Source organism: Lentzea indica, assembly GCF_012184385.1.
Lineage (GTDB): Bacteria > Actinomycetota > Actinomycetes > Mycobacteriales > Pseudonocardiaceae > Lentzea > Lentzea indica.
On sequence record NZ_VSRL01000013.1, the window covers coordinates 1 to 25,079 of the forward strand.

General features: G+C 67.1%; 25 protein-coding genes and 2 pseudogenes. 11 read left to right on the plus strand and 16 right to left on the minus strand.

Annotated elements, in window-relative coordinates:
• The 7 genes and pseudogenes from FXN61_RS05760 to ctaD all read right to left on the minus strand — a co-directional run.
• A pseudogene (locus FXN61_RS05760) lies at positions 1-439 on the minus strand (group II intron reverse transcriptase/maturase); the annotation flags it as partial.
• 651 nt (positions 440-1,090) lie between these two features.
• The gene (locus tag FXN61_RS05765) at positions 1,091-1,663 is read right to left on the minus strand and encodes a DUF8817 family protein (protein ID WP_167970918.1); all 573 of its coding nucleotides are present in this window, start codon (positions 1,661-1,663) and stop codon (positions 1,091-1,093) included.
• Positions 1,664-1,685: 22 nt separating this feature from the next.
• Positions 1,686-3,065 (minus strand): phospholipase D-like domain-containing protein, encoded by a 1,380-nt coding sequence (locus FXN61_RS05770; protein WP_167970919.1) that lies wholly within the window; start codon positions 3,063-3,065, stop codon positions 1,686-1,688.
• A gap of 43 nt (positions 3,066-3,108) precedes the next feature.
• On the minus strand, positions 3,109-3,801 hold the full coding sequence (locus FXN61_RS05775) for a peptidyl-tRNA hydrolase (protein WP_167970921.1): 693 nt from the start codon (positions 3,799-3,801) through the stop codon (positions 3,109-3,111).
• Positions 3,801-4,406 (minus strand): phosphoserine phosphatase SerB, encoded by a 606-nt coding sequence (gene serB, locus FXN61_RS57065; RefSeq protein WP_312877564.1) that lies wholly within the window; start codon positions 4,404-4,406, stop codon positions 3,801-3,803. Before serB ends, FXN61_RS05775 begins: the two co-directional genes overlap by 1 nt.
• A gap of 161 nt (positions 4,407-4,567) precedes the next feature.
• Positions 4,568-5,014 (minus strand): annotated as a pseudogene (locus FXN61_RS57070) (ACT domain-containing protein); the annotation flags it as partial.
• 81 nt (positions 5,015-5,095) lie between these two features.
• Positions 5,096-6,883, minus strand: coding sequence for an aa3-type cytochrome oxidase subunit I (ctaD, locus tag FXN61_RS05785; protein WP_167970923.1), 1,788 nt, complete (start codon positions 6,881-6,883; stop codon positions 5,096-5,098).
• A 133-nt stretch (positions 6,884-7,016) separates the two neighbouring features.
• Between ctaD and FXN61_RS05790 the strand changes: the two genes are divergently transcribed.
• Complete coding sequence (locus FXN61_RS05790; protein WP_223165322.1) at positions 7,017-7,535, plus strand: DUF305 domain-containing protein; 519 nt, start codon at positions 7,017-7,019, stop codon at positions 7,533-7,535.
• 16 nt (positions 7,536-7,551) lie between these two features.
• A complete protein-coding gene (locus FXN61_RS05795) occupies positions 7,552-8,343 on the plus strand; it encodes an aminoglycoside phosphotransferase family protein (protein WP_167970927.1) in 792 nt (263 codons plus the stop codon).
• Here FXN61_RS05795 and FXN61_RS05800 read toward each other — a convergent pair.
• From FXN61_RS05800 to FXN61_RS05815, 4 genes are all read right to left on the minus strand, one after another.
• Positions 8,340-9,041: an LPXTG cell wall anchor domain-containing protein gene (locus FXN61_RS05800; RefSeq protein WP_167970929.1), complete on the minus strand. Its 702-nt coding sequence runs from the start codon at positions 9,039-9,041 to the stop codon at positions 8,340-8,342. The genes FXN61_RS05795 and FXN61_RS05800 overlap by 4 nt on opposite strands.
• Before the next feature lie 409 nt (positions 9,042-9,450).
• Positions 9,451-9,636 (minus strand): hypothetical protein, encoded by a 186-nt coding sequence (locus FXN61_RS05805; protein WP_167970931.1) that lies wholly within the window; start codon positions 9,634-9,636, stop codon positions 9,451-9,453.
• Between the two features lie 21 nt (positions 9,637-9,657).
• Positions 9,658-10,875, minus strand: coding sequence for an aKG-HExxH-type peptide beta-hydroxylase (locus FXN61_RS05810; RefSeq protein WP_167970933.1), 1,218 nt, complete (start codon positions 10,873-10,875; stop codon positions 9,658-9,660).
• 229 nt (positions 10,876-11,104) lie between these two features.
• Positions 11,105-11,257 (minus strand): hypothetical protein, encoded by a 153-nt coding sequence (locus FXN61_RS05815; protein ID WP_167970935.1) that lies wholly within the window; start codon positions 11,255-11,257, stop codon positions 11,105-11,107.
• Between the two features lie 155 nt (positions 11,258-11,412).
• On the opposite strand from FXN61_RS05815, the gene FXN61_RS05820 reads away from it, so the two are divergent.
• Together FXN61_RS05820 and FXN61_RS05825 are read left to right on the plus strand one after the other, a co-directional pair.
• On the plus strand, positions 11,413-12,210 hold the full coding sequence (locus tag FXN61_RS05820; protein ID WP_167970937.1) for a FadR/GntR family transcriptional regulator: 798 nt from the start codon (positions 11,413-11,415) through the stop codon (positions 12,208-12,210).
• 96 nt (positions 12,211-12,306) lie between these two features.
• Positions 12,307-13,437 carry a hypothetical protein gene (locus tag FXN61_RS05825; RefSeq protein WP_312877565.1) on the plus strand — a complete coding sequence of 377 codons (1,131 nt, stop codon included), beginning with the start codon at positions 12,307-12,309 and terminating at the stop codon, positions 13,435-13,437.
• A 16-nt stretch (positions 13,438-13,453) separates the two neighbouring features.
• Here the strand turns inward: FXN61_RS05825 and FXN61_RS05830 are convergent, their stop codons facing one another.
• On the minus strand, positions 13,454-14,344 hold the full coding sequence (locus FXN61_RS05830) for a hypothetical protein (RefSeq protein WP_167970939.1): 891 nt from the start codon (positions 14,342-14,344) through the stop codon (positions 13,454-13,456).
• Positions 14,345-14,771: 427 nt separating this feature from the next.
• On the opposite strand from FXN61_RS05830, the gene FXN61_RS05835 reads away from it, so the two are divergent.
• From FXN61_RS05835 to FXN61_RS05855, 5 genes are all read left to right on the plus strand, one after another.
• On the plus strand, positions 14,772-15,755 hold the full coding sequence (locus tag FXN61_RS05835) for a LacI family DNA-binding transcriptional regulator (RefSeq protein WP_167970940.1): 984 nt from the start codon (positions 14,772-14,774) through the stop codon (positions 15,753-15,755).
• 108 nt (positions 15,756-15,863) lie between these two features.
• Entirely contained in the window at positions 15,864-17,201 is a 1,338-nt protein-coding gene (locus FXN61_RS05840; RefSeq protein WP_167970942.1) for an ABC transporter substrate-binding protein, read from the plus strand.
• The gene (locus tag FXN61_RS05845) at positions 17,202-18,059 is read left to right on the plus strand and encodes a carbohydrate ABC transporter permease (RefSeq protein ID WP_167970944.1); all 858 of its coding nucleotides are present in this window, start codon (positions 17,202-17,204) and stop codon (positions 18,057-18,059) included. It abuts the gene before it with no gap.
• Positions 18,056-18,889 carry a carbohydrate ABC transporter permease gene (locus FXN61_RS05850; protein WP_167970946.1) on the plus strand — a complete coding sequence of 278 codons (834 nt, stop codon included), beginning with the start codon at positions 18,056-18,058 and terminating at the stop codon, positions 18,887-18,889. Before FXN61_RS05845 ends, FXN61_RS05850 begins: the two co-directional genes overlap by 4 nt.
• Positions 18,890-18,900: 11 nt before the next feature.
• Positions 18,901-20,382 (plus strand): glycoside hydrolase family 13 protein, encoded by a 1,482-nt coding sequence (locus FXN61_RS05855; protein WP_167970948.1) that lies wholly within the window; start codon positions 18,901-18,903, stop codon positions 20,380-20,382.
• Positions 20,383-20,433: 51 nt separating this feature from the next.
• Here FXN61_RS05855 and FXN61_RS05860 read toward each other — a convergent pair whose 3' ends face one another.
• From FXN61_RS05860 to FXN61_RS05875, 4 genes are read right to left on the minus strand one after another with little or no spacing between them, the layout of a single operon-like run.
• Positions 20,434-21,366, minus strand: coding sequence for a WXG100 family type VII secretion target (locus FXN61_RS05860; RefSeq protein ID WP_167970950.1), 933 nt, complete (start codon positions 21,364-21,366; stop codon positions 20,434-20,436).
• The gene (locus tag FXN61_RS05865) at positions 21,363-21,695 is read right to left on the minus strand and encodes a type VII secretion target (protein WP_167970952.1); all 333 of its coding nucleotides are present in this window, start codon (positions 21,693-21,695) and stop codon (positions 21,363-21,365) included. The genes FXN61_RS05860 and FXN61_RS05865 overlap by 4 nt, the downstream gene beginning before the upstream one ends.
• Positions 21,696-21,700: 5 nt before the next feature.
• Complete coding sequence (locus FXN61_RS05870; RefSeq protein WP_167970954.1) at positions 21,701-22,162, minus strand: YbaB/EbfC family nucleoid-associated protein; 462 nt, start codon at positions 22,160-22,162, stop codon at positions 21,701-21,703.
• Positions 22,163-22,633: a DUF6346 domain-containing protein gene (locus tag FXN61_RS05875; protein ID WP_167970956.1), complete on the minus strand. Its 471-nt coding sequence runs from the start codon at positions 22,631-22,633 to the stop codon at positions 22,163-22,165. It abuts the gene before it with no gap.
• A 275-nt stretch (positions 22,634-22,908) separates the two neighbouring features.
• Between FXN61_RS05875 and FXN61_RS05880 the strand changes: the two genes are divergently transcribed.
• Together FXN61_RS05880 and FXN61_RS05885 are read left to right on the plus strand one after the other, a co-directional pair.
• Positions 22,909-23,670, plus strand: coding sequence for a DeoR/GlpR family DNA-binding transcription regulator (locus FXN61_RS05880; protein WP_167970958.1), 762 nt, complete (start codon positions 22,909-22,911; stop codon positions 23,668-23,670).
• Positions 23,671-23,743: 73 nt separating this feature from the next.
• A complete protein-coding gene (locus FXN61_RS05885) occupies positions 23,744-25,078 on the plus strand; it encodes an ABC transporter substrate-binding protein (RefSeq protein WP_167970961.1) in 1,335 nt (444 codons plus the stop codon).
• Position 25,079: the final 1 nt, after the last annotated feature.

Below are 25,079 nucleotides of genomic sequence, written 5' to 3' on the forward strand. Positions count from 1 at the left end.
AGCACGGCTGAAAATCCGCCTCCCACACGGGTTCCAGCACCAGCTTCAACGACGCCTGCACCACCCGATCCGCCACGGTCGGGATGCCCAACCGGCGCAACCTGCCACCAGACTTGGGAATCATCCGCTCCCGCACCGGAACCGGACGGAAACCACCGCCCCTCACTCGCGACCGCAACTGATCGAGGAACACCTCGACCCCTTGCCCGTCACGAATACAGGCCACCGTCGCCCCGTCCACACCAGCGGTGCGCGCGCCCTTGTTGCTCCGCACCCTTTCCCACGCCACCAACAAGAACGCGGGATCGACCACGAGATTGAACAGATCATCAAACCGGCGATCAGGATCCTCGATCGCCCAACGGTGCAACTTGGCCTGGATCTCCAGTACCCGGCGCTCAGCCCAATACAAGACCAGCTCCGGTTCACGGGTATTCACCCGCGTCCTCCCGGCATTCCAGCATCCTCCGTCGCAGAATCACTGGTCCCCTTCGCCATGTGCACGCCTCTCGCGTGCTCGGACTACTACGAGACCTCCGCCCCACCCGTGACCCTCAGCCGGCAACGAACCTGCCCCGCCCCGCAGGCTGGACGCCTGAGGACAGGGCGGTCACGGACGGTTCCCACGTTCACTCGATGTTCGATCAGCCCGGCAGGCGCCCAGCTCTACCCCGGCAGCATCGCCACGCCTACGCCGCAGACCTTCAGCGTGGCCTCCACACCGACCATGAGAGACGGCCATAGAGTCGGCCCCCCGCGAGAAATCAGGGAACCGTGCACTGCACCCCGGCCCATATCCGCCAGATTGGAGCCGGTTCCACTCTTACGGGGCGTCAACCACTGGTTCGCTCACGCTGCACCCTCGGGCCTCGCTAGCCGAACCCGCACCATCTGGCAGTACTGGCACGTCCCGGCGTTGTCAGAGCTGCTTTCCGCCCTCCCCGGCGTTCCCCAGGTCAGACTGCTCCCAGCTTCACCCAGCCGCTGCGACGACCAGGCGGCAAGGGCCTCTCACCCTCGCTCGAACATCAAGCGCCTCGTGGCGCACATCATGAAGATGGAAAAGGCTCGGTACTTGCAGACGCCGAAGTCAACTGTGCAAGCCAAGCCGGGCGAGCAACTTGGCCCTGAACTCCTCGGCCTGAATCCGCTCCTCCTCCGAGGCGTGCACCTCCCGCGCCAACGCCCCTTCGAGAATCCTCAGCGCCTGCCGCTCCGCCCCGTGCGACCCGGCGAGCGTCACCGCGCTGTCCAGCGCCCTGGCCAGCCGCGTGGGCGCGGGTTCCCGCTCGCGCACCGCCGGCACGATCCGGATCCAGTTGCCACCGGGATCGACGACGAGGAAGCCGTCGCGCCGAGGCCTTGTCATCCGGGGTATGCCGGACAGCGGCACCATCCCGTACACGGTCCGCATGCCGTGGGCGAACGCCTCGAACAGCTCCCGCGTGTCGTCCACCTGGATCAGGCACGAGCTGTACGACTGCTCCGGATCGTGGCCGCGAATGCCGAAGAAGTGGAGGTTGACGTCCTCCCGCCGCACCGACAGATACGGGTTCGGACGCCGCTGCCGGTGCGTGATCGTGAACCCGAGCATCACGTAGAACTCGGCGACCTCGTCGATGGAGGCGCACGGCAGCAGCGGGATCGTCACCTCGTTGGCCACTTCGCCAAACTAGACCCAGAGATCAGCCGTCGACCAGCAATCCACGTAACGGTCCTTGCAGCCTTCCAGCTCGCCGTGACACCCCAGGTAGCTCCATCACCCGTGAGCGGCCCTTCAAAGCGCGCCGCCAGACCTGGTCGACCACCTCGTCGACCGGTCCCGACACGTCCGCGGCCAGGTGCTCGGCCCACAGGCGCAGCCTCGTGCCGCGAGCGACCGCGGCGTCGTCGGTCACCACGTTGACCTCGGTGTCGTTGAACAACGAGTGCTCGTTGAGGTTCGCCGAACCGACCGAAAGCCATTGATCGTCCACAACGGACAGCTTGGCGTGTACGTAGATCGGAGCATCGCCATGTGCGACAAGGGTTGCAGCGACCAGCCGTCCGTCGGCGTCTGCGTCGAGCAATCGGCCGAGCTGCCCGCGGGTGGTGTCGGCGCCGTTGCTGGGCTTCTGCGGCAGCAACAGCACCATCCGGAACTCCGGCGTCGGCGGCCGGAGCAGCTTCTCGATCAGCACCTCGGTGATCTCCGGCGACCACAGGAACTGGTTCTCCAAGTAGATCAACGACTTGGCGGACCGCAGCGCCCGCAGGTACGAGTCGAGCAGGCTGAAGTCCCCGTGCGGCGAGAACCCGTAGGTCCGCTCCGGAATCGTCCGCACCAGCTGCACCGACGACGGTCCGGCTTCGGGCGGCGCCTCTGGCGCGGGCAGGGTCTCCCCCGCGATCTCCAGCCACCGCGCGGCGAAGTGGGCCGCCACCTCGGCCACCACCGGTCCCTCCAGCCGCGCCACGTGATCGTGCCAGCCGAGATCACGCGGCGGGTGCTCCGGCGAGTCGTGGCGATCGCCTTCGACCGCCGTCATGTCGAGGCCTCCGACGAACGCGACGTCGTCGACGATCACGATCTTCTCGTGGTGGCAGTGCAGGGTTCGTTCGCGTGCGTCCAGTTCGCACCGGACCGCGCCGCACTCCAGGAACTCGCGCTGAGCCGCTTCAGCCCGCTTGCGCGTCGGCTCGAAGAACGGGATCGGCGGGCCCGCCCACAGCAGCACGCGCACCGGAACCCGTTCCGCGGCGGCCGAAAGCAGCTCGCGCAGCTGCGGCGCTCCCGGCTCGCGGGTCAGCCGGAAGTCCGCTGAGGCGTGCCAGTTCGCGATGTGGACGTACTTCTGCGCCTTCTCGATCGCCTGAGACACCACGGGAAACGCCGTGGCGCCGTCGATCAGGATCTCGATCTTGTTGCCGTGCTGGACAGGGCGGCGCGGGGTGAACCACCCCGCGCCGTCGCCGTCCAGCACCTCTCCCCAGCCCAACCGGCGCAGTCTTCTGGCGTGGTGGGAGCACAGCACGTTCTCCAGCCCGTCACCGAGCCGCGCGTCGAGCGCGTCGAGTAAGCCCACGAGCTGGGGATTTACCCGATTCGCGTGCTTTCAAACAGCACCCTCACACAGCGAGCACCGTCGTCGTGCCCGGCTCGACCTCCGTGAAGCCCGCATCCCGCACGGCCACGACGTCGCCGCGGTGGATCAGCGAGTCCCACTCGGCGACGGAAGGCGTCCGGACCGCACACCGGTAGTCCAGCGACGCCCATTCCTTCAGCTCGTCCTCGGACAGCCGCGGCGCCAGCAGCATCGACGCGTGTCCGACCTGAGCCGCGAGCTTGCCCGCCGACATCTCGACGCGCGGGTTCACGTACAGCAGCCGCGCCCCTGCAGGCACCGGGCCCGGCTCGTCCACCGGCAGGTCGGAGCCGGAGATCTGCAGCTTCGCGACCTCCCGAGGCGTCTCCGACACCAGGACGGGCAGCAACGAACGGACCGACGCACCGTCCACGGTGATCGTCACGCCCGGCAGCTCCTGCACGGCGTCCCACTGCACGCCACGGGCCCGCCGCGACACCTTGCGGATCCGCCCGGCCACCCACGCCCGCACGGCCTCGTGCCACTCCCCGCCGACGTCGGCACGCGGGTCGAGGCACACCGCGACCGCGGAGGCGGCCGCGGCTTCCAGCAGTGCCGTCCGGGAAGGCGGCGACGTGCGTTCGATGCGCAACACCATCGGCATCGCGCGGACTTCGGACTCGCCCAAATCGTTTTTGGCTGCGTAGTTCCTGGACGCGATCAGGTCGAGGATCATCACAGCCGGGTCAGCTCCAGGCCGTCAGCGGCGTCCGCGGCCTCCACCTCGGCCCGCGTCACGCCGAGGATGAACAGCACGGCGTCCAGGAACGGGTGCGACAGCGCGGTGTCGGCGACCTCGCGCAGCGCCGGCTTGGCGTTGAACGCGATGCCCAGACCGGCCGCGCCCAGCATGTCGATGTCGTTCGCGCCGTCACCGACCGCCACGCACTGCGCCAGCGACACGCCCGCCTCCTCGGCGAACCGGCGCAGCGCCACCGCCTTGCCAGGCCGGTCGACGATCTCGCCGACCACCTGACCGGTCAGCTTGCCGTCGACGATCTCCAGCGTGTTCGCCGCGCAGAAGTCCAGGCCGAGGTCGTCGACGAGACCCTTGATCACCGACGTGAACCCGCCCGACACGACACCGCAGAAGAAGCCGAGACGCTTCAGCGTGCGGACCGTCGTACGCGCGCCGGGCGTGAGCTCCAGCGACTTGCCGACCTCGTCCAGCACCTTCGCGTCGAGCCCTCCAGCAGTGCGACCCGGCGCCGCAGCGACTCGGCGAAGTCGAGCTCGCCACGCATCGCCGCCTCCGTGATCTCGCGCACCTGCTCCTCGCACCCGACGTGCGCGGCCAGCATCTCGATCACCTCGCCCTGGATGAGCGTGGAGTCGACGTCGAACACCACCAGGCGCTTGGCCCTGCGCGTCAGACCGGCCCGCTCGACCGCGATGTCCAGGCCCACCCGCACCGACACGTCGGCCAGCGCGGACCGCAGCTCCGCGTCGTTCTCCATCGTGTCGTCGGCGACCGAAACCCGCAGCTCAAGGCCGGTGACGGGGTAGTCGGCGACGCCGCGGATCGCGTCGATGTTCACGCCGAGCGACGCCAACCGGCGCGCGACCTCGGTGAACGCCCGCGCCGTCACGGGGCGGCCCAGCACGATCAGCACGTGCGACGACTCCAGCCGCGCGGTGCGCTTCGAGTCCGCGCCGATCTCGATCTCCACGTGCATCGAGACCGTGGCCATGGCTTGCTCGACGGACTCCTGCAGGCCCTCAGGATCGTGGTCGGTCGAGACCAGCGCACCGAGCACCAGCCGTCCCCTGATCACGACCTGCTCCACGTCCAGCACCTCGACGCCGTGCCTGGTCAGCACTGCGAAGAGCACGGAGGAGACACCGGGCTTGTCGGGGCCGGTCACGGTGATGAGCACGGGCGTTTTCACGTCGTCGTCTCCTCGTAGACGCGAAGAGCCCCGACCGCGTGGAAGCAGCCGGGGCTCGACGTTGAACCTGTTACTGGCAGGTTACTTGTGGTCGGACTCCGACTTCTCGGAGGCCGTACCGGACTGGATCGCCGCGCCCGCCATCTCGGACGGCGCGGGCTTCGCGTTCTCGTGAGCGATCGTCTTGCCGGTGAAGGTCACGTGACCCTCGTTCCGGATGCGCTCGATCATGTGTGGGTAGTGCAGCTCGAACGCCGGGCGCTCGGAACGGATCCGGGGCAGCTCGGTGAAGTTGTGCCGCGGCGGCGGGGACGACGTGGCCCACTCGAGCGAGTTGCCGTAGCCCCACGGGTCGTCCGCCGTCACGACCTCACCGAAGCGGTAGGACCGGAAGACGTTCCAGATGAACGGCAGCGTCGACGCGCCCAGGATGTAGGCACCGATCGTCGAGATCATGTTCAGCGTCGTGAAGCCGTCCGAGGCGAGGTAGTCGGCGTACCGGCGCGGCATGCCCTCGTTGCCCAGCCAGTGCTGGACGAGGAACGTCGCGTGGAAACCGAGGAACGTCGTCCAGAAGTGCAGCTTGCCGAGCGGCTCGTCGAGGAACCGGCCGGTGATCTTCGGGAACCAGAAGTAGATGCCGGCGAAGGTCGCGAACACGATCGTGCCGTAGAGCACGTAGTGGAAGTGCGCGACGACGAAGTACGTGTCGGACACGTGGAAGTCGATCGCGGGCGCGGCCAGCAGGATGCCGGAGAGGCCACCGAAGAGGAACGTGACGATGAAGCCGATGCTGAACAGCATGGGCGTCTCGAACGTCAGCTGGCCCTTCCACATCGTGCCGATCCAGTTGAAGAACTTCACACCGGTCGGGACCGCGATGAGGAACGTCATGAAGGCGAAGAACGGCAGCAGCACGGCGCCGGTCGCGTACATGTGGTGCGCCCACACGGCGACGGACAGTGCCGCGATGCCGAGCGTCGCGTAGACCAGGCCGTTGTAACCGAAGATCGGCTTGCGGCTGAACACCGGGAAGATCTCCGACACGATGCCGAAGAACGGCAACGCGACGATGTAGACCTCGGGGTGCCCGAAGAACCAGAAGAGGTGCTGCCACAGGATCACGCCGCCGTTGGCGGGGTCGAACACGTGGGCACCGAGATGGCGGTCGGCCAGCAGGCCGAGCAGCGCCGCGGTGAGGATCGGGAACGCGAGGAGCACCAGCACCGACGTCACCAGGATGTTCCAGGTGAAGATCGGCATCCGGAACATCGTCATGCCGGGCGCGCGCAGGCAGACCACGGTGGTGATCATGTTCACCGCGCCGAGGATGGTGCCGAGACCGCCGATCACCAGGCCGGAGATCCACAGGTCGGCGCCGACACCCGGCGAGTGGATGGCGTTGCTCAGCGGCGTGTACGCGAACCAGCCGAAGTCAGCCGCACCACCGGGGGTGATGAAGCCCGACATCACGATCAGGCCGCCGAAGAGGTACAGCCAGTACGAGAACGCGTTCAACCGGGGGAACGCCACGTCGGGCGAGCCGATCTGCAGCGGGAGCACGAAGTTCGCGAAGCCGAACACGATGGGCGTCGCGTACAGCAGCAGCATCACGGTGCCGTGCATCGTGAAGAGCTGGTTGAACTGCTCCTGGCTGAGGAACTGCATGCCGGGACGGGCCAGCTCGGTCCGCATCAGCATGGCCATCGCGCCGCCGACCATGAAGAAGGCGAACGAGGTGACCAGGTACAAAATGCCGATCTGCTTGTGGTCCGTGGTGCGGAACATCCGCAGCAGGAAGGACCCCTTGACCGCAGTGCGCGTCGGATAAGGACGCGTTGCGATCGGCTGCGGGGCTACGGCCGTCACGGTGCCTCCAGGCCTTGGTGGGACCAGTCGTTCGGGAAACTCACCGGATATTAGACGGAGCCGATCAGCTCCATTCGGGTGGGCCATGGCCGGTGGCCAGCGGCGTAGCGCACGTCACACGTATCCTGCCGCCGTGCTCCGATTGCTCGCTGTCGCCGCCGCAGTCCTGTCGTTGGCCGCCTGTGGCTCCCCCGCCACGCAGAACTCCGCGGACGTCGCGTTCGCCCAGGGCATGGTCCCGCACCACGAGCAGGCGCTGGAGATGACGGAGCTCGTCGCGTCCCGCACCGAGAACCCCCACGTGATCGACCTGGCCTCGCGCATCTCCCGGTCGCAGAAGCCCGAGATCGACCGCATGAACGGCTGGCTGCGCTCGTGGAACGCACCGGTCCAGGCGTCGTCGCACAGCTCACACGGCCACTCCGACTCGCGCGGCATGGTCGAGCTGGGCAACCTCGCCGACCTCGACGGCACCGAGTTCGACCGCCAGTGGCTCTCGCTGATGATCCAGCACCACCGCGGAGCCGTGGAGATGGCTCACAAGTACCTCGCCGCGGGCACGGATCCGGAGACCCGCAAGCTGGCCCAGGACGTCGTCGCGCATCAGGAGAAGGAGATCTCGGAAATGGAGTCGCTTCTCCCCCAGGGCTGATGCCAGCCTCAGCTCCATGAGCACCTCAGCTGTGCAGACTGCAGTGTCGTTGGCGGCCGCTCACGGTGTGGTTTCCACGGACCCTGTCGTGCTGAAGGACGGCAGCAACGTCATCGTGCACCTGCGCCCGGCCCCTGTCGTCGCTCGCATCGCCTCCCGCACGGCCCTGGTGCGCCCGTCCGTGGCCGTTCACCTGGCCCGAGACCTCTCGGTGTCGGCCTTCCTGGCCTCACGGGGCGTGCCGGTCGTGACGCCTTCGGCTGAGCTGCCCGCGGGGCCTCACACGGCTGACGGGTTCGTGCTCACGTTCAGCACGTACGTCCCGCACGACCCCTCGGTGGAACTGACGCGCCCCGACGTGCTCAAGATGCTGCCCGCCCTGCACGCCGAGCTGCGGCTGTACGAAGGCGAGTTGCCGGTGCGCGGCCCCATGGACGACGTCGAGAACACGCTCGAGTACCTGGAGGGCCTCGGCGTGCCCGATTTGGAGCCCTTCCGCGAACGCCACGCCGAGCTGCTGGCCGAATGGGACGTGCACTACAACGACGTCCAGCCGCTGCACGGCGACTCGCACTACGGGAACCTGCTGATGACCCCGTCCGGCCCGGTGTGGAACGACTTCGAGGACACGTGGCGCGGCCCCGTGGCGTGGGACCTGGCGTGCCTGGCCGGCGCCAGAGGCGAAGAAGCCGCCCAGCGCGCCGTGGAGATCTACGGCGGCGGGGCGGCTTCTGAAGACGTGGAGTTCCACGTCGAAACCCGCATCAACTTCGGCACGCTGTGGGGCGTGCTGATGGAACGGAGTTAGGCGCGGCGCCTGCGCAGCACGAGCAGCACGGCGGCACCGGCGGCGAGGAGCGCCGCACCGAGACCGACGAGCCAGGCGGACCCGAAACCGGTCGAGGCCAGGTTGTCCTCGTTGACGACCGGCGCGACCGCGGCCGTCGTGGTCGTGGTGACCGCGACCTCGGAGGACGACACGGTGGTCGAGGCGGACGTCGGAGCCGAGCTCGACGACGACGTGGAGGTCGAGGTGGAGGTCGACGACGAGGGGGTCACGCTGCTGCTCGGCGTCTCGTCCTCGATGCCGCAGCCGTACCAGTGACTGATCTGCGCCTGCTGACCGCCCTCGTTGAACGGGGAGCGCAGCTCGTTCCACGGCAACGGGCCGAGGTCCTTGGCGAGGTAGACGTTGAAGTTGGGCCCGCCCTTGACGACCACACCGGTGACCGTCAGCCCGGCGGGCACGCCGGTGACGTTGAGGTAGATCTCGTTGTCCCCGCCGGTGTAGGTGAACTCGCTCGGGTGGATCGTCTCCCCGGTCAGCCCGCCAACGGTGCAGGCCTCAGGATGGTTGATGTCGACGTTCTTGGTGTACGGAGTCGCGCGCTTGTCGTCCGTGGTCGGCGCTTGGGCGGAAGCGGTGCTCGTCAGGGCGAGCGTGGCCACAGCGGCCGCTGCGGCGGAAGCGAGCAGGCCGGTTCTTCTCAGGGGCGTCAGGCGCATCGAGTTACTCCGTTGGGGATCGGCGGGATGCCGCGATCTAAGACCATCGACGTCCCCCTAACGGATTAAGAAGGGGTCCGCGGTACGCCCTGTGGCCTAGTTGTTATGCGCCTGTGAAGTTGAACCCTGAACGACCGAACGCCGAAGGGACCGGCGAACCGGCCCCTTCGGGTGTGCTGGCGCGGACTCAGTGGTCCTGCACGACTTCGTCAGGTCGCAGGAACACGGGTCGCCGCCCTGCTCGAGTCAGCGTCGAGCCAAGATGTTCCGGCGTACACGGTCAAGAAAGCAGGCAAGCGTGCACGCACAGAGGAAATATGCGTCGCCAGCGGGAAAGCGCTCACGTTGCCGGAGTGCGGCTGACGAAGGCAGAAGGAGCCAGCGAGCCGACTCCTTCACCACGGGAAAGTCAGCTCTGGCGCCCATCTGCGGGCTTCGTGTAGACCGTGCCACCGGTGGGCATCCGCCTGAACCAGGAAACAGGGGTGACCGGCTGGCCGATCACCGGGCCCACCCCGGTCGCAGGGTGGGGAACAGGCACGCCGGCGTTCTGCGGGAACTGCTGCCGGCGAAGAGGCTGGTTCGGGGTGGTCATGATTCCTTCTCGGGAGGCGACTTAATGTGCTTGGCCGGACAGCCCGACGAGTGACGAACGCTGAAGCGAACCGAGTGCCATTTCCAGCCTCGCCGCCGCTGTGGCGGAGTCGACCTGCCATTCCTCGGTTGCCCGGGTGAGCATCCACCCGAACGTTTTCGGCGTTCTATCGTTACGCCACTGGTCCAGAGCCCAGCTCGCGTCCTCGTCGAGCCAGAAGACTTCAGGCGGTTGTGCCGCCCTGCCCGCCACCACACGTCCCGTGGCCGCGCACTTGTACCGCACGTCCGGGAGCAGGTGAAAATGGCTGTCTTCTGAAATCTCCAGGGATAGTGTCACACCGTCCACTTGCGACGGCACAACACCCTCACCAGTGAGTTCCATCGTGTCGCCCATCAGGGCGTGCAAGAGCCAGCGCGCGTCCGCACGCAGGTCGTTTTCGTGCGTGACCAACCACTCGCCGATCTCGTCGGCCCGTTCACTTGCTTTCGGCAGCAATGAATCAGGGCCGAGTCGTTCGGCGCCAATTGAGGTGTTGAACTGCGCGAGGCAGCTGTAGGCGTGCCAAGCCGCGAACGTCTGTTCCAGTGGCCACTGCACGTGCGACCACGAAGTCTCGAAATAATCCGCGTCCTCAGCCCTCGCGTCAAGAAATTCTTTCACGATGGCGAGGTCGAAGAACTTTTCGTGCGCACCCTCGTGCACCAACGCCTCGGCGACCTCCATCGGCAGCGAGGGCTCGTCGATCAGCACGATGCCGGGGACGTACCGCGACGACGCCGAGACGAGACCACCAGAGGTCTCCCGCTTGAGCACCGCGACCAACGACACGTGCGCGAGCAGGTCGTCAGCCATGGCCGGCGCCAGTTCGCGGAACATCCGGACGCCGGCTGCCACGATCGCAAGCGCGTTGTCGAACCTCTCACCATCCGACTCGGTGAGCGGCAACGGCCGGACACCAGATTGAGCAACGATGCGCAGCGGGGCCTCGAGCACCTCGGCTGCCAGCGGATCTGCGGCCACGGCGACACCGGCGTCGCGCACGCGCATCTCCGCGATCTCGTTCAGCCGCTCCGGATCCAGGCCACCGTGCCCCGCGAGCGCCCTGCCGATCTCGTAGCGGACGATCGGGTGGTCCGCGAGGTTGTCGGACAACTCGGTGCCGGGCGCGAACAGGTCGACCGCGAGCCGGTAGAGGGTGCGTCGCTCGTCCACCAACGAGGACGCAGGAGCGAGCACCGCATGCATCGCATGCGTGCTCGCAGCGGGCGTACCCATCACCGAAGACCCCGTACTCACGTCCCCCGACGCCATGGAGTCATGGGCCCCACCACACCAGCGGCGCCCTGATGGCGCGCAACTTTAGAGCACACCGCGGCCTGCACAACACGTGGATCCCCCCAGAAATGCCGGTGCCCCGATCCGCGCCGGGAAGACGCGAACCGGGGCACCGGGTTGGTTCTGTCCATCAGCCGAACATGATGCTGGCGACGTTCACGAAGCCGACGACGGCCAGCGCGACGACCGAGACGGCGATCATCGTGATCACGGTGCGCCAGCCGATGGCGGTGACGGCGACTGCTACGGCGGCGGCGATTCCGAGTGCACTCCCTGCGGACATCTCGTTCCCTCCCGACTAGGTGGCCCGGCCTCCTGGGTGTGGGCGGTCCCAGGCGTCCACCTGGTAGAAGGATCTCGTGTTGTAGGTTGTCTGTCAACGGTCGCCAGGTTGCCAGACAAGTTGCAACCAGACTGCGATAGGCCTAAACTGGACCAATGCCCGCCGACGACGCACATCCTGGCGAGAGCTGGTCGCTCTCGCCTGATTCTCGACGGCCACTGCCGGAGCTGATCGAGCAAAAGCTCCGCGAGCAGATCATCGGCGGCACTCTCAAGGCGGGCGACCGCCTCCCCACCGAGCCGGAACTGGCACGCAAACTGGATGTCGCCCGGTCGTCGCTGCGTACAGCGCTTCAGCGGCTGCAGCTCCAGGGCATCGTCGAGGTGCGCCGTGGCCTCGGCTGGTACGTGCGCCGCACCGACCTGGCCGCTGTCGAGGAACACCTCGAGGGCAGACTCGCTGCAAGGCAGTTCTCCCAGACGGACCTGCTGGAAGTGCGTATCGCCCTGGAGACCACGGCCGCGAGCCTCGCGGCGGTTCGCGCCGGTGACGGTGAGCTCGACGAACTGGCCAAGCTGAACCGCCGCTACCAGCGCGCGCCTGTCGAGGACATGCAGGAAGTGATCGAATCGGACGAGGAGTTCCACTCGGCACTGGTACGCGCGTCGCACAACGAGTTGCTGGAGCAGATGTACCAGGCGCTCGTGCCCGGCCTGCAGGACTGCAAGCGGCACGCGCACCCGTCCCGCGAGGTGCACAACCGTTCCGCGAACGAGCACGAGCAGGTCATCTGGTTCCTCCGGCGCCACGACGAGGTCGGCTCCAAGAGCGCGATGACCACTCACCTGCTGGGTCTGTACAACGACGTGGCCACCGACGACACACAGCCGAGAGCCACCCTCAGCACGTACGTGGGGGTGTCAGACAACCCCATCTGGGGAAAGTCGCGCTGATACGGCATGAGCCGAAAGGGTCTGGCGCTGACCCCGGCATCACTCCCACCATGTATGAACAGTTCGGTGGAGTGAGGGGGCGGCGATCAGGTGGTGGTGGCGCGCAGGGAAAAACAGGCGCTGGCCGTCGCCGGGTTGCTGATCCTGATCGCGGCGGCCGACCTGACCGCGGTGCTGCTCTGGCAACCGACCTCGCGGATTCTGGCCCATGACGTGCTGGTCGTGCTGTGGCCGTTGCCGGCACTGGCGGGTTTCCTGCTAGGTGCCTACGAACTGTTCCTGCACCAGCGGCTGGTCAACGAGATGGGCCGCATCTCCGGTCCTGGCATCGTGGAGCACCTGCTGCCGAGCGAGGTGCTGCGGACGTTCCTGTCCAGGATCTACGGCAGCGGACAGCAGAACGACGATGTGGTGTCCGGTGTGCTCGGCGGCAGCGGCATGCACCCCAAGGGCGACGACCTGACGATCAGCACGCGCACGAGGGTACGGCTCGAACTGCAAGGTGTGGACACCAAGACGTACCACCTGACCACGACCCAGAGCCACCAGTTCCGGCACAGCGTTCCAGTCGATCGGTTCGTCATCTTCGCCACCAGCAACGCCCTGCTGCGCGACACGATCAGCGCCGCGTGCCGCTTCCCGCTGTTCGAGCTCTACTTCATGCCGGACGCGTCGCTGTTCCTCGACTCGGTCGACGACATCCGCGACTCGACGAAGATCACGATCGACTACCTCGACCACGACGACCAACGCCGGTCAGCGGAGCCGAGCCAGATCCCGCCGGTCGAGGTCAGGTTCGACCAGTGGGCGAACTACCTGACCTTCTTCCGCGAGGCGATGGCCCCGCTGCCGAAACTCAGTCCTCTCGACCACATGAGCGACCTGCGAATCCTGGAGTGCGACCTCAGCGGGATCGCCGACGACCACGTCGTGCGCTCGATCCTCGGCCTGACTGTGTCATCACGTTCGCTGCAGCGCACCAACGACGGTTTCGCGTACTGGCAGTCTCCCTACCCGTCCTATGTGGACACCATAAGTTTCGATGCGACCGAGCTCGCCGTCGACCACTCGCCCGGCCACGAGTTCCGCATCATGCCGTTCACGTTCAGGTCCGGTACCGAAGCGGCGCAGTGGCTGCGCGCGGACCAGTTGGGCGACCTGGACGTCCGGTCGTGGATGCTGCCGGGACACGGCGTGGCGCTGCTGTGGCGGGAAGCCCGCCGCTGAAGTCGGACGCCGCGAGTCACCACACCGCCACGACGCCCTGCCCCTGCACCACCCAGCGGTCCAGCCTCGTCGACAGATGCCCCTCATCCGTATCAAGCATCAACGAGTCGAGACCGCCGAGAAACGCGTGCACGACCACCTCACGTTTGCCGATCCGCAGCAGTTCGCGCACGTCCACGGTGATGCTGCGGATGAACATCGGCCTGTCGGCGTACCAGTAGATGAAGTGCTCTTTCAGATCCTGCGACCAGTGGAAGTACTGGCGCACGCGCACGAGCTCGGTGCTCTCCTGGCTCAGGTCGGCGACGAAGAGCGCGAGTTCGGAGGTCGCCATCCCGACCGGCGGTGAAATGTACTGCCGCAACGCGTTCGCCGGCACCCTGCGGAACTCCACCCGCCTCGCCCCTCCACGCGGCGGCTCGACATAACATTCGAGCTGCTCTCCGTACGCCTTCACCGCCTCGTTGAAGGGGACAAGCCGTGGCAACGCGGTGACCTCGAACAGCTGCGGGCACGCCGCGGACAGCGCGGCCGAGTGCGTTGGCGACGTGGTGGCCGCGATCAGGATCAGCCCGCGCGGCATGGTCATCTCGAGCAGGTTTCCGACGTGCACGATGTCGCCGTCGACGCGCTCGACCCGCAGCGCCATCGACACTTCGTTGTAGGCAGGTCGCGGCGACAGCACCAGCGACACGAGCGAGGACTTGTCGGCCGCGTGTGGCATGTGCCGATCCAGTGCGGTCGCGGCGAGTTCCTCCGGTGAGGTCGAGTCCAGCACCAGCTGCCGGACCGCCGGTGCGGTCGCGGCGCGCAGGTCGTCGAGCTTGCGGTCGATGCCGCGCAACAACTCGCTGTGCTCCCTGGTGCGGACCCACTCGAAGTAGATCGAGATGAGCAGCACCAGCACCAGGTCCTTGGTGATGGAACCGAGGCTCCGGCCGACCGCGTCGCCGGCCTAGGGATTCAGCACCGCGGACACGACGATCCTGGGCACCGGCGTGTTGATCAGTGCGATTGTTGCGAGCAGGCTGCCGAAGTAGACGAGCACACGCGACCGCATGGCACCTGATCAGTCGGCGGACCGCACGTGGACCGTGCCGCCTCCAGTCGGCATGCGACGGAACCAGTCAACTCCTTGCACCGGACGCGGCGGCCAGCACGTGCGCTCAGGCGGCTGAGGAACGGGAGCGGGCTGGACTGGGTCGATGGCCATCGCGGTCTCCCTCACCTGCTGACGACGTTCAAGCCTATCGACGGCCCGGGTGCGCAGGCGCCTGCCAGGAGGGTGAGCGTGGTGCTGCAAGCGAGCGCAAGAACTTGCGTACACTTGCGTCATGACGCAACGGAGGCTGGCCGAGGTCGCGGCCAAGGTCGGGGTCAGCGAGGCCACCGTCAGCCGGGTGCTGAACGGCAAGCCCGGGGTCTCGGACGCCACGCGGTCGGCCGTGCTCACCGCGCTTGACGTGCTGGGTTACGAAAGGCCGACGCAGCTGCGGGGTGAGCGGGCGCGGCTCGTGGGGCTGGTGCTGCCCGAGCTGCAGAACCCGATCTTCCCGGCGTTCGCGGACGTGGTCGGGAACGCGCTGGCGCAAAGGGGCTTCACGCCCGTTCTCTGCACGAGGACTGCCGGCGGGGTGACGGAGGCGGAGTACCTCGAACTGCTTCTTGAGCAGCACGTGTCGGGCATCGTGTTCGCGGGCGGGCTGTACGCGCAGAAGGACGCGAGTCATGGGCACTACCAGCAGATGATGTCGCGCAAGCTGCCTGCGGTGCTGGTCAACGCGGCCATAGACGACCTGGCGTTCCCTCGGGTTTCGTGTGATGACGCGGTGGCGGTGGAGCAGGCTTACGGGCATCTCGTGTCGCTCGGGCACAAGCGGATCGGGGCCGTGTTGGGGCCGCCGGACCACGTGCCAAGCCTGCGGAAGCTGCAGGCCATCGAGAAGTGCGGCGGGGCGGTCGTCGAGCACGCCATGTTCTCGCTGGAGGGCGGGCAGGCCGCGGCGACGAAGCTCGTGCAGCGCGGGGTCACGGCGATCATCTGCGCCAGCGACCCGTTGGCGCTCGGGGCGATCAGGGCTGTCAGGCGAGCCGGGCTCGACGTGCCCAAGGACGTGTCGATCATCGGGTACGACGACTCCGCCTTCATGACCTGCACGGATCCGCCGCTCACCACCGTCCGCCAGCCGATCGAGGCCATGGGACGGGCCGCCGTGGAGCTGCTGGCCAACCAGATCTCCGGCAACGCCGTGGCGCCCGATGAGCTGCTGTTCGAGCCGGAGTTGGTGGTGAGGGCCTCGACCGCGCCGGCGAGGTAACAGGGCAGTCGCCTTCTTGCGAGTTTTCGTCTAGATATTGCGTTCAGATGTAACGACGACTTATGGTCGCCGTCACATCGACGCGCTCGCGAGAAGGGCGGCCCCACCATGAAGAAGTCCGCTGCCGTGTTGCTCGGCGGTGTCCTCGCCATAAGCTCAGTGGGCTGTGGGAGCGGTTCCACGACCGAGCCGGGCGGCAAGGTCGTCATCAACATCAACGGCCAGCCGCCGCAGACCCAGGCGTTCGACCGCAAGGTCTTCGACGAGGACGTCGCGGAGTTCGAGAAGCAGAACCAGGACATCGACCTCGTGCCGCACGAGGGGTTCATGGACCCGAAGACGTTCTCGGCCAAGCTCGCCGGCGGGCAGCTTGAGGACGTCTTCTACGTCTACTTCACAGATCCCGCGGCTCTCATCGCCAGAAAACAGGCAGCCGACCTCACCGGCTACGTCAAGGACGTCCCGCATTACGGCGACCTCAAGCAGGAGCTCAAGGACGTCTTCACGGCCGACGGCAAGGTCTACGGCCTGCCCACCGCCAACTACACGATGGGCCTGCTCTACAGCCGCACCAACTTCACCAAGGCGGGCCTGAACCCGGACTCGCCACCGAAGACGTGGGACGAGGTCCGGCAAGCCGCCAAGAAGCTCAAGGACGCCGGCGTCACCGGGTTCGCCGAGTACAGCAAGAGCAACCAGGGCGGCTGGCACTTCACCACGTGGATGAAGTCCGTCGGCGGTGACATCGCCCGCAAGGACGGCGACACCTACAAGGCCGACTTCAACAACGACAAGGGCAAGGAAGTCCTGCGCCGTCTCAAGGAGATGCGCTGGGACGACAACTCCATGGGCGACAAGCAGCTCCTGGAGATCGGCGACGTGCAGAACATGATGGGCGCCGGCCAGCTCGGCATGTACCTCGCCGCGCCGGACAACGTCGCCGCGATCGTCAACCAGTTCAAGGGCAAGTACGAGGACTACGGTCTCGCCGCGATCCCCGGGCAGAAGGGCACGTTGCTCGGCGGCGAGGGTTACATGATCAACCCCAAGGCCTCGCCGGAGAAGATCAAAGCCGGACTGAAGTGGGTCCAGTGGAAGTACCTGAACCCGGACCGCCTCGAGATGAACCTGCAGCGGTACAAGGATCGCGGCCAGCCCGTCGGCCTGCCGATCCCGCCGATCGCCGACATCTGGACCGGTGAGCCGCGCAAGAAGCAGGAAGAGCTCAAGGGCAAGTACGCCACCATGCCGGTGCAGAACTTCCAGGCCTATGTGGACGGTTCGGAGAAGACCAAGGGCTCGCTCGAACCGCCGCAGGCGCAGCAGGTCTACGCGATCCTCGACAGTGTCGTCCAGGCGACGCTGACCAACAAGGACGCTGATCACGCAGCTTTGCTCGCCGACGCCGAGACCAAGGTCAACGCCGTCCTGGCACAGGTGAAGTGAGTGCGGCGCCACGTCACCGCGTACGGCTTTCTGAGTGCCGCACTGGTCGTCTTCGCGGTGTTCTCCTGGTATCCGATCGTGCGCGGGGTGGTCCTGAGCTTCCAGCAGGTCAACTTCGTCACGAGCCCCGACTGGGTGGGCTGGGAGAACTTCGAGCGGCTCTTCGCGGACCCGCTGTTCGCGGTGGCGTGGCGCAACACCCTCTACTTCACGGTACTGGCGCTCGTCATCGGTTTCGGCGTCCCGTTCCTGACCGCCGTGGTGCTCAACGAACTGCGGCACGCCAAGGGCTACTTCCGGCTGCTGGTCTACCTGCCGGTGATGCTGCCGCCGGTCGTCACGGCCCTGCTGTGGAAGTGGTTCTACGATCCGGGACCCGGACTGTTCAACTCGGTCCTCAGAGGACTCGGGCTGCCGACGTCACAATGGCTCGACTCCAGCAGCACCAGCATGATCAGCCTCGTCCTGGTGATCACGTGGGCGAACATGGGCTCGGCCACGCTGATCTACCTGGCAGCGCTGCAGACCATCCCCGGTGAGCTGTACGAGGCGGCCGACCTGGACGGCGCGGGAATCCTCAAGAAGGTCTGGCACGTCACGATTCCGCAGACCAAGTTCGTGATCCTCATGCTCCTCCTCCTGCAGGTCGTCGCGACGATGCAGATCTTCACCGAGCCGTTCGTCATGACGGGTGGAGGACCGGAGGAGTCCACGGTCACCGTGCTGCTCCTGCTCTACCGGTACGCCTTCTACTACAACGACTTCGGCACCGCGAGCGCGCTGAGCCTGATCCTCTTCGCGGTGCTGGGCGTCTTCTCCTTCCTCTACCTCAAGATCACCAGGAGGGCGGACGCATGAGAACCCTCACGAGACCGGGCGGCAAGGCCTACTGGGTCGTCCTCACGCTCACGCTGATCCTGTTCACTGCGGCGTTCCTGCTCCCGCTGGTCTGGGTGCTGGTCGGCGCGTTCAAACCACCGGCGGAGCTGGCGCGGCAACCGCCGACGATCCTGCCGGAGACGTGGGAACCGGGCGCGTACGCCGACGCCTGGAACTACATGGACCTCGGCCGGTTCTTCCTCAACACGTTCGTCGTCGCGATCGGCGCGTGGGCCGTCCAGATGGCTGTGATCGTGCCCGCGGCCTACGCGCTCAGCAAGCTGAAACCGTTGTTCGGAAACGCAATCCTCGGTCTGATGCTCGCCACGCTGATGCTGCCGGCGACGGCACTGCTGGTCCCGGTGTACCTCACGCTCACCGACCTCGGCCTGCTGAACAACCCGGCCGGCATCTGGCTGCCGGCCGCGGCGAACGCGCTGAACGTCTACCTGCTCAAACGTTTCTTCGACCAGATCCCGGAAGAACTCCTCGAAGCGGCCAGGATCGACGGTGCAGGCACCTGGACGACCCTGGTGAGAGTGGTCCTGCCGATCTCGCGGCCCATCCTCGCCGTCGTCTCGATCTTCGCTGTCGTCGCGGCCTGGAAGGACTTCATCTGGCCGCTGCTCGTGTTCCCCGATCCGGCGAAGCAGACGCTCAGCGTGGCGCTGCAGCGCTTCGCCCCCGACACCCCGATCAACCTCCTGCTCGCGGGCCTCGTGCTCGCGAGCCTGCCGATGGTCGCGCTGTTCCTCGCGTTCCAGCGGCACATCCTCGCGGGGCTCACCGCGGGCGGCGTAAAAGGCTGAAAGGACACCAGATGAGTTGGTGGCGCAACGCATCCATCTACCAGGTCTACCTGCGCAGCTTCGCGGACGGCAACGGCGACGGCATCGGCGACCTGGCCGGCCTCCGCGCCAAGCTCCAGCACATCGCGAGCCTCGGCTTCGACGCCATCTGGCTGAACCCGTGGTATCCGAGCCCGCTCGCCGACGGCGGCTACGACGTGGCGGACTACCGCGACATCGAGCCGGTGTTCGGGTCGCTCGCCGACGCGGAGAAGCTCATCGCGGACGCGCACGGGCTGGGCCTGCGGGTGATCATCGACCTCGTCCCCAACCACTGCAGCGACCAGCACCCGTGGTTCAAGGACGGACTGTGGGACCGCTTCCACGTCCGTGACGGCGAGGACATCCCGAACGACTGGCAGTCGCGGTTCGGCGGCCCCGCGTGGAGCAAGCTCGACGACGGCCGCTGGTATCTGCACCTCTACGCCGCGGAGCAGCCGGACTTCAACTGGGAGAACCCTGCCGTCGAGAACGAGTTCGAGGACATCCTGCGGTTCTGGCTCGACCGCGGCGTCGACGGGTTCCGCATCGACGTGGCGGACGGACTGGTCAAGGACTTCAGCAGGCCCGACGCCGACCAGCCGTACTCCGACCAGGACGGCGTGCACGAGATCTACCGGGAGTGGCGCAGGATCGTCGATTCCTACGACGGCGAGCGCATCCTCGTCGGCGAGATGTGGCTGCCGGACCCGATCCGGTTCGCCAGGTACCTGCGGCCGGACGAGATGCACAGCGCGTTCAACTTCGACTTCCTCTGCTGCCCGTGGAACGCGCAGGAGCTGCGGCAGGTCGTCGACGACACGCTGGCCGCGCACGAACCCGTTGGCGCGCCACCGACCTGGGTGCTGTCCAACCACGACGTCACCAGGCACGTGACCCGCTACGGCCGCGAGAAGACGGGATTCTCGTTCGCCGACAGGCAGCACGGCGCCCCGACCGACTTCGCACTGGGCACGCGCAGAGCCCGCGCGGCGATCATGCTCACCGCAGCGCTGCCCGGTGGCGTCTACGTGTACCAGGGCGAGGAACTGGGCCTCTGGGAGGTCGAGGACCTGCCGGACGAGCTGCGCGAGGACCCGGTCTGGCACCGCTCCGGCTTCACCGACAGGGGCAGGGACGGCTGCCGCGTGCCGCTCCCCTGGTCCGCCGACGACGGCCCGAGCTGGTTGCCGCAGCCCGGGAACTGGCAGCAGTTCTCGGTGGCGGCCCAGACGGACGACCCTGATTCGATGCTCTCCCTGTACCGCCAGGTGTTCGCGCAGCGACGCGCGATCGACGGCGACCTGGAGTGGCTCGACATGGGCGAGAACGTGCTGGCGTTCAAGCGCAACGACCACACCTGCGTCGTCAACCTGTCGGACCGGCCGATCGATCTGCCCGCCACGCCAACGTTGTCGAGCATTCCGCTGACCAACGGCCAGCTGCCACCGGACGCGGCAGCCTGGCTCTCGTAACGGGGGTCGTGAGTGGTTGTGGTCTGCGGCGACCACAACCACTCACGCACATCACCTTGTGGCGTAAGGCGAGTCGTCGACCTTGGCGGCCTCGGTCGGCAGGTTCTTCACGACGCCGGTCGCGGTGGTGTTCACCGCGCCTGTCGCGATGTTCTCCGCGGCCTCGGTGAAGATCTTCGTGCCATCGGCCGGCAGGCCCTTCGGAACGACCTTGGGAGTCACGGCCTTCAGCGCGTTCTTGACCTTGTCCAGGACCTCGAAGATCTTGTCGATGACCTTGGACAGGCTGCGCATCGTCTTGATGATCTTGTCGAGCCAGTCGGAGACCTTCTTGGCCCACTTCATGATCAGCCGGATGCCGTCGGCGATGATGCCCGGCGTCGCGAGCCCGACCGTCAGCAGCGCGGCCGCCGCCCACCTGATCAAAGCCTGCACGAGCTCGCTCATCGCCATGGAGATCAGGTCACGCACGATCGTGCGCACCGTCGCGACGGCGACACCCGCACCGGTCAGCGCGGCGCCGACGCCTTCCGCGGCGATGCCGGCGGCTTTGACGCCCTGCGCTTCCAGCTTCGCCACCGGCGTGTAGGCGGCGACAGCGGCGCCCTGCCACTGAGCGGTGTCGGCGTCGACGACACGCGCCATCTCCTCGCCGGCCTTCTTCAGATGATCGGCGACGTTGCCCCAGGTGGCCGCGTTCTGGTTGATCACGCCGGGGTTGCCGGCGAGCGAGTCGAGCATCGACTTCAACGGCTCGACGTGCTCGATGAACCAGGAGAACGCGGACGACAGCAGCGTCCCGAACGGGTCCGTGAGGAAGCCCAGCGCGTCGATGCCGGCGCCGAGGACGTTGATGCCCGCCTCCGCCCAGTCACCGCGCTGGACCGCGGACACCGCGTCCGCCGCGGGCTCGATCAGGTTGATGCCGGCCAGCTTGCCCGGAGCGTCCGGGGCCTTGGCCACCAGCGGGTTCGGTGCCGTCATGACGTCAGCTCCCCGAGCTTCTCGATGATCTTCTTGAGGTGGCCGTCGATGGCCTCGTCGGTGGCGTCGTACACGTCGGCCATGCCGTTGACGCCGTCCACCGTCGCGTCGAGGACGGCCTTGGAGGTGGCGATGGCGGCCTGGCCGGCGGCCTCGACCGTGCCCATGATCGGCTCCAGCAGCGGGCTGCAGAGGATGCCGTACGCGTTGGCGCCGTTGATCTGCGCCTGTCCGACGGCCTGCTGCGCCGTCTCGATCTGCTTCACGATGCCGTCCAGCCGGCGCGCGTGGTCGCGCATCGCCTGGGTGTGGACGTTGAACCCGGTCATCGAGATCACCAGCCCTTGTCGTCGCGGGCGAAGTTGTGCCCGCCGAAGTCGTCGTCATCGGAAGGACCGGAAGGCCTGCGAGGAGCGGGATCCTCCGGCTCGGGCTCCGGGAAGCGCTCGTGGTAGCCGCCCATCAGCGCGTCCATGGTCGCGGAGTCGCCGCCGAGGATCGGCGTCATGACCTCCTGCATCTTGGCCGCGATCTGCGCCTGGGCGGTGCGCATCGCGCCGAGGATCTCGGCGGACAGCTGCGCGGGCTGCTTGCGCAACGCCGCGTCGGTCAGGTCCAGTGCCGAGACGACACCGTTCTGGTCGACCGTGACGGACACCGAGCCGTCAGAAGAACGCTGGGTCACCTTGACCGCGTTCGCGACCTGCTTCATCTCGTCGGCCTGCTTGAGCTTGGCCTGGATCTGCTCGTTCCACTGACGCATCATCGCGTCGGGATCAGCCGCTGCCGGATTCATCTACTCCCTCTCCTGTGCTTTCTTGCGACGGGAAGCCACGGTGCCGAGAACGGCCAGCGCCCCGATTCCACCGATTCCCACGCCCCCGAGCAGCGAGCCGAGGCCCAGTACCACGCTCGGTTCGAAATCGGCTCGATACACCGGCGGGTTGCCAGAACCGTTGCGGACCTTGCTCTCGCCCCGTTGCACCACCGGCACTTCCTTGTCGGCCGGGGTGAGCTGGCCCGGTTCGGCCGTCACTCGCGTCCGCGTCCCGCTCTCCCACTCCACGTCGGCCTGGCAGATCCACCAGGTGCCGAAGCCGTGCCTGCTGACAGGTCCCCTGCTCGTGCAGCCGGCGACGCGCGCGACGCCCCGGTCCGCGACGGCCGTGGTCGCCGCCGTCGGCTCGTACGCCGAGAAACCGGTCATCCCCAGCAACGCGCCACATCCCAAGATCGCCAGAGCGAACAGACCCGCGACCCACTTCATGCGTCTTGCCCCCTCTTCGCCCCTGTTCGACTTCGTCCCGTCCCGTCCGGTTCCACCGAATTCAGCAGGCGCCTGGAGGCCATCCGGGCACATCGGCGGGGCGGTTCGGGCGTGCCCAGTCTGGTCGACCTGCGTGAAAGGTGCGTCACACACGGCGAGCCGGGCAAAAATCGGGCAGGATTTCACTCAGTTGTGGCACCGGCCACAATGTTTCGAGGGTGTTTCATCTATGCACAGCCCGAACGGGCAACCCAAGAGCCGAATGGGCAGGTGTCATGCGAGCCGAGGAACGCAAACGGCGCATCCTGGCCAGGGCCCGCGCCGACGGCCGCGTCGACGTGGTGGAGATGGCGCAGGAACTGCGCGTCGCACCCGAAACGGTCAGGCGCGACCTGCGCGTGCTCGACGAGCACGGCCTGGTGCGCCGCACGCACGGCGGCGGGGTCCCGGTGGAGAGCGCCGGCTTCGAGACCGGGCTCCGGTTCCGCGCCGGGTCGCACGTGCCGGAGAAACGGCGCATCGCGAAGGCCGCCGCCGAACGGATCGACGACGCCGAGACCGTGTTCATCGACGAGGGCTACACCCCGCAGCTCGTCGCCGAGGCGTTGCCCACGTCCAACCCGCTCACGATCATCACCGCGTCGCTGCCGACCGCGGCGGCGATGTCCGAGCACCCGTCGTGCACCGTCCTGCTGCTGGGCGGCCGGGTGCGCGGGCACACACTGGCCACAGTGGACCACTGGACCACCAGGATGCTCGGCGAGATGGTCATCGACCTCGCCTACATCGGTGCCAACGGCATTTCCCGCGAGCACGGCCTGACCACACCCGACCCCGCGGTCGGCGCGGTGAAGGCCAAGGCGCTCAGCGCGTCCCGGCGGAAGATCTTCGTCGGGGTGCACACGAAGTTCGGCGTGTCCAGCTTCCACCGGTTCGCCGAGGTCGCCGACCTTGAAGCGATCGTCACCGACTCCGGCTTGTCCGCACACGAGGCCCACCGCTACACCCTCCTCGGTCCCAAGGTCATCCGAGCCTGATCTCCCCCACTTTCGGACGCGGTACGTCACCTGTCTTCAGCGCGCCCGAAAATCCCCCGGAAAGGAAACGACGATGTCGTCGATCCGCACACTCGGTGCCGCCACCGCTGTGTTGCTCCTGGCCTCCGCCTGCTCCGGCGCTGGAGGTGGCGGGGGTGGCTCCGACTCGGTGAACGTGCTGATGGTGAACAACCCGCAGATGCAGGACCTCCAGAAGCTCACCGCCGACAACTTCACCAAGGACACCGGCATCAAGGTGAACTTCACCGTGCTGCCCGAGAACGACGTCCGCGACAAGATCAGCCAGGACTTCTCCAGCCAGGCAGGGCAGTACGACGTCGCGACGATCTCCAACTACGAGACGCCGATGTACGCCAAGAACGGCTGGCTCGCACCGATGGACGACTTCGTGTCCAAGGACAGCGCGTTCGACCAGGCCGACATCCTCCCGCCGATCAAGCAGTCGCTGACCGCGGCGGACGGCAAGGTGTACGCGCAGCCGTTCTACGGCGAGTCGTCGTTCCTCATGTACCGCAAGGACCTCTTCGAGGCCAAGGGCATCACGATGCCGGAGAAGCCGACGTGGCAGCAGGTCGCGGAGGCTGCGCAGAAGGTCGCCACGCCGGAGGTCCGCGGCATCTGCCTGCGCGGCCAGCCCGGCTGGGGCCAGGTGATGGCGCCGCTGACGACGGTCGTGAACACCTTCGGCGGCACGTGGTTCACCAAGGACTGGCAGGCGCAGCTCAACGCGCCGGAGTTCAAGGAGGCCACCAAGTTCTACGTCGACCTCGTCCGCAACTACGGCGAGGCGGGCGCCCCGCAGGCCGGGTTCGCCGAGTGCCTCAACAACATGACGCAGGGCAAGGTCGCGATGTGGTACGACGCCACGGTCGCCGCCGGTCTGCTGGAGGCCGACGACTCGCCGATCAAGGGCAAGCTCGGCTTCGCGCAGGCACCGGTCGTGAAGACCGACACCTCCGGCTGGCTCTACACCTGGGCGTTCGGCATCCAGAAGGCGTCGAAGAAGCAGGAACAGGCCTGGAAGTTCATCTCGTGGGCGTCCGGCAAGGGTTACGAGGAACTGGTCGGCAAGAACCTCGGCTGGTCGAAGGTGCCGGACGGCAAGCGTTCGTCGACCTACCAGCGCGCCGAGTACAAGCAGTCCTCCGGCTCGTTCTCCGCGCAGGCGGAGGCCGCGATCAAGGGCGCGAAGCCGCTCGACCCCGGCGTGCAGCCGCGGCCGGCGCCGGGCATCCAGTTCGTCGGCATCCCCGAGTTCACCGACCTCGGAACCCAGGTGTCGCAGCAGATCAGCTCGGCCATCGCGGGCGCCACCTCGGTGGACGACGCGCTGAACAACTCGCAGCAACTGGCCGAGAAGGTCGCAGCGAAGTACAAGGGGCAGTGAG

Excerpts from the sequence above, each read along its gene's own strand:
- FXN61_RS05870 (WP_167970954.1), bottom strand. The coding sequence starts at position 22,162 with ATGAATCCGGCAGCGGCTGATCCCGACGCGATGATGCGTCAGTGGAAC.
- FXN61_RS05875 (WP_167970956.1), bottom strand. The coding sequence starts at position 22,633 with ATGAAGTGGGTCGCGGGTCTGTTCGCTCTGGCGATCTTGGGATGTGGC.
- FXN61_RS05885 (WP_167970961.1), top strand. The coding sequence starts at position 23,744 with ATGTCGTCGATCCGCACACTCGGTGCCGCCACCGCTGTGTTGCTCCTG.
- FXN61_RS05775 (WP_167970921.1), bottom strand. The coding sequence starts at position 3,801 with ATGATCCTCGACCTGATCGCGTCCAGGAACTACGCAGCCAAAAACGAT.
- FXN61_RS05815 (WP_167970935.1), bottom strand. The coding sequence starts at position 11,257 with ATGTCCGCAGGGAGTGCACTCGGAATCGCCGCCGCCGTAGCAGTCGCC.
- FXN61_RS05880 (WP_167970958.1), top strand. The coding sequence starts at position 22,909 with ATGCGAGCCGAGGAACGCAAACGGCGCATCCTGGCCAGGGCCCGCGCC.
- FXN61_RS05865 (WP_167970952.1), bottom strand. The coding sequence starts at position 21,695 with ATGACCGGGTTCAACGTCCACACCCAGGCGATGCGCGACCACGCGCGC.
- FXN61_RS05820 (WP_167970937.1), top strand. The coding sequence starts at position 11,413 with ATGCCCGCCGACGACGCACATCCTGGCGAGAGCTGGTCGCTCTCGCCT.
- FXN61_RS05800 (WP_167970929.1), bottom strand. The coding sequence starts at position 9,041 with ATGCGCCTGACGCCCCTGAGAAGAACCGGCCTGCTCGCTTCCGCCGCA.
- FXN61_RS05850 (WP_167970946.1), top strand. The coding sequence starts at position 18,056 with ATGAGAACCCTCACGAGACCGGGCGGCAAGGCCTACTGGGTCGTCCTC.
- FXN61_RS05860 (WP_167970950.1), bottom strand. The coding sequence starts at position 21,366 with ATGACGGCACCGAACCCGCTGGTGGCCAAGGCCCCGGACGCTCCGGGC.
- FXN61_RS05840 (WP_167970942.1), top strand. The coding sequence starts at position 15,864 with ATGAAGAAGTCCGCTGCCGTGTTGCTCGGCGGTGTCCTCGCCATAAGC.
- FXN61_RS05795 (WP_167970927.1), top strand. The coding sequence starts at position 7,552 with ATGAGCACCTCAGCTGTGCAGACTGCAGTGTCGTTGGCGGCCGCTCAC.
- FXN61_RS05835 (WP_167970940.1), top strand. The coding sequence starts at position 14,772 with ATGACGCAACGGAGGCTGGCCGAGGTCGCGGCCAAGGTCGGGGTCAGC.
- FXN61_RS05855 (WP_167970948.1), top strand. The coding sequence starts at position 18,901 with ATGAGTTGGTGGCGCAACGCATCCATCTACCAGGTCTACCTGCGCAGC.
- FXN61_RS05805 (WP_167970931.1), bottom strand. The coding sequence starts at position 9,636 with ATGACCACCCCGAACCAGCCTCTTCGCCGGCAGCAGTTCCCGCAGAAC.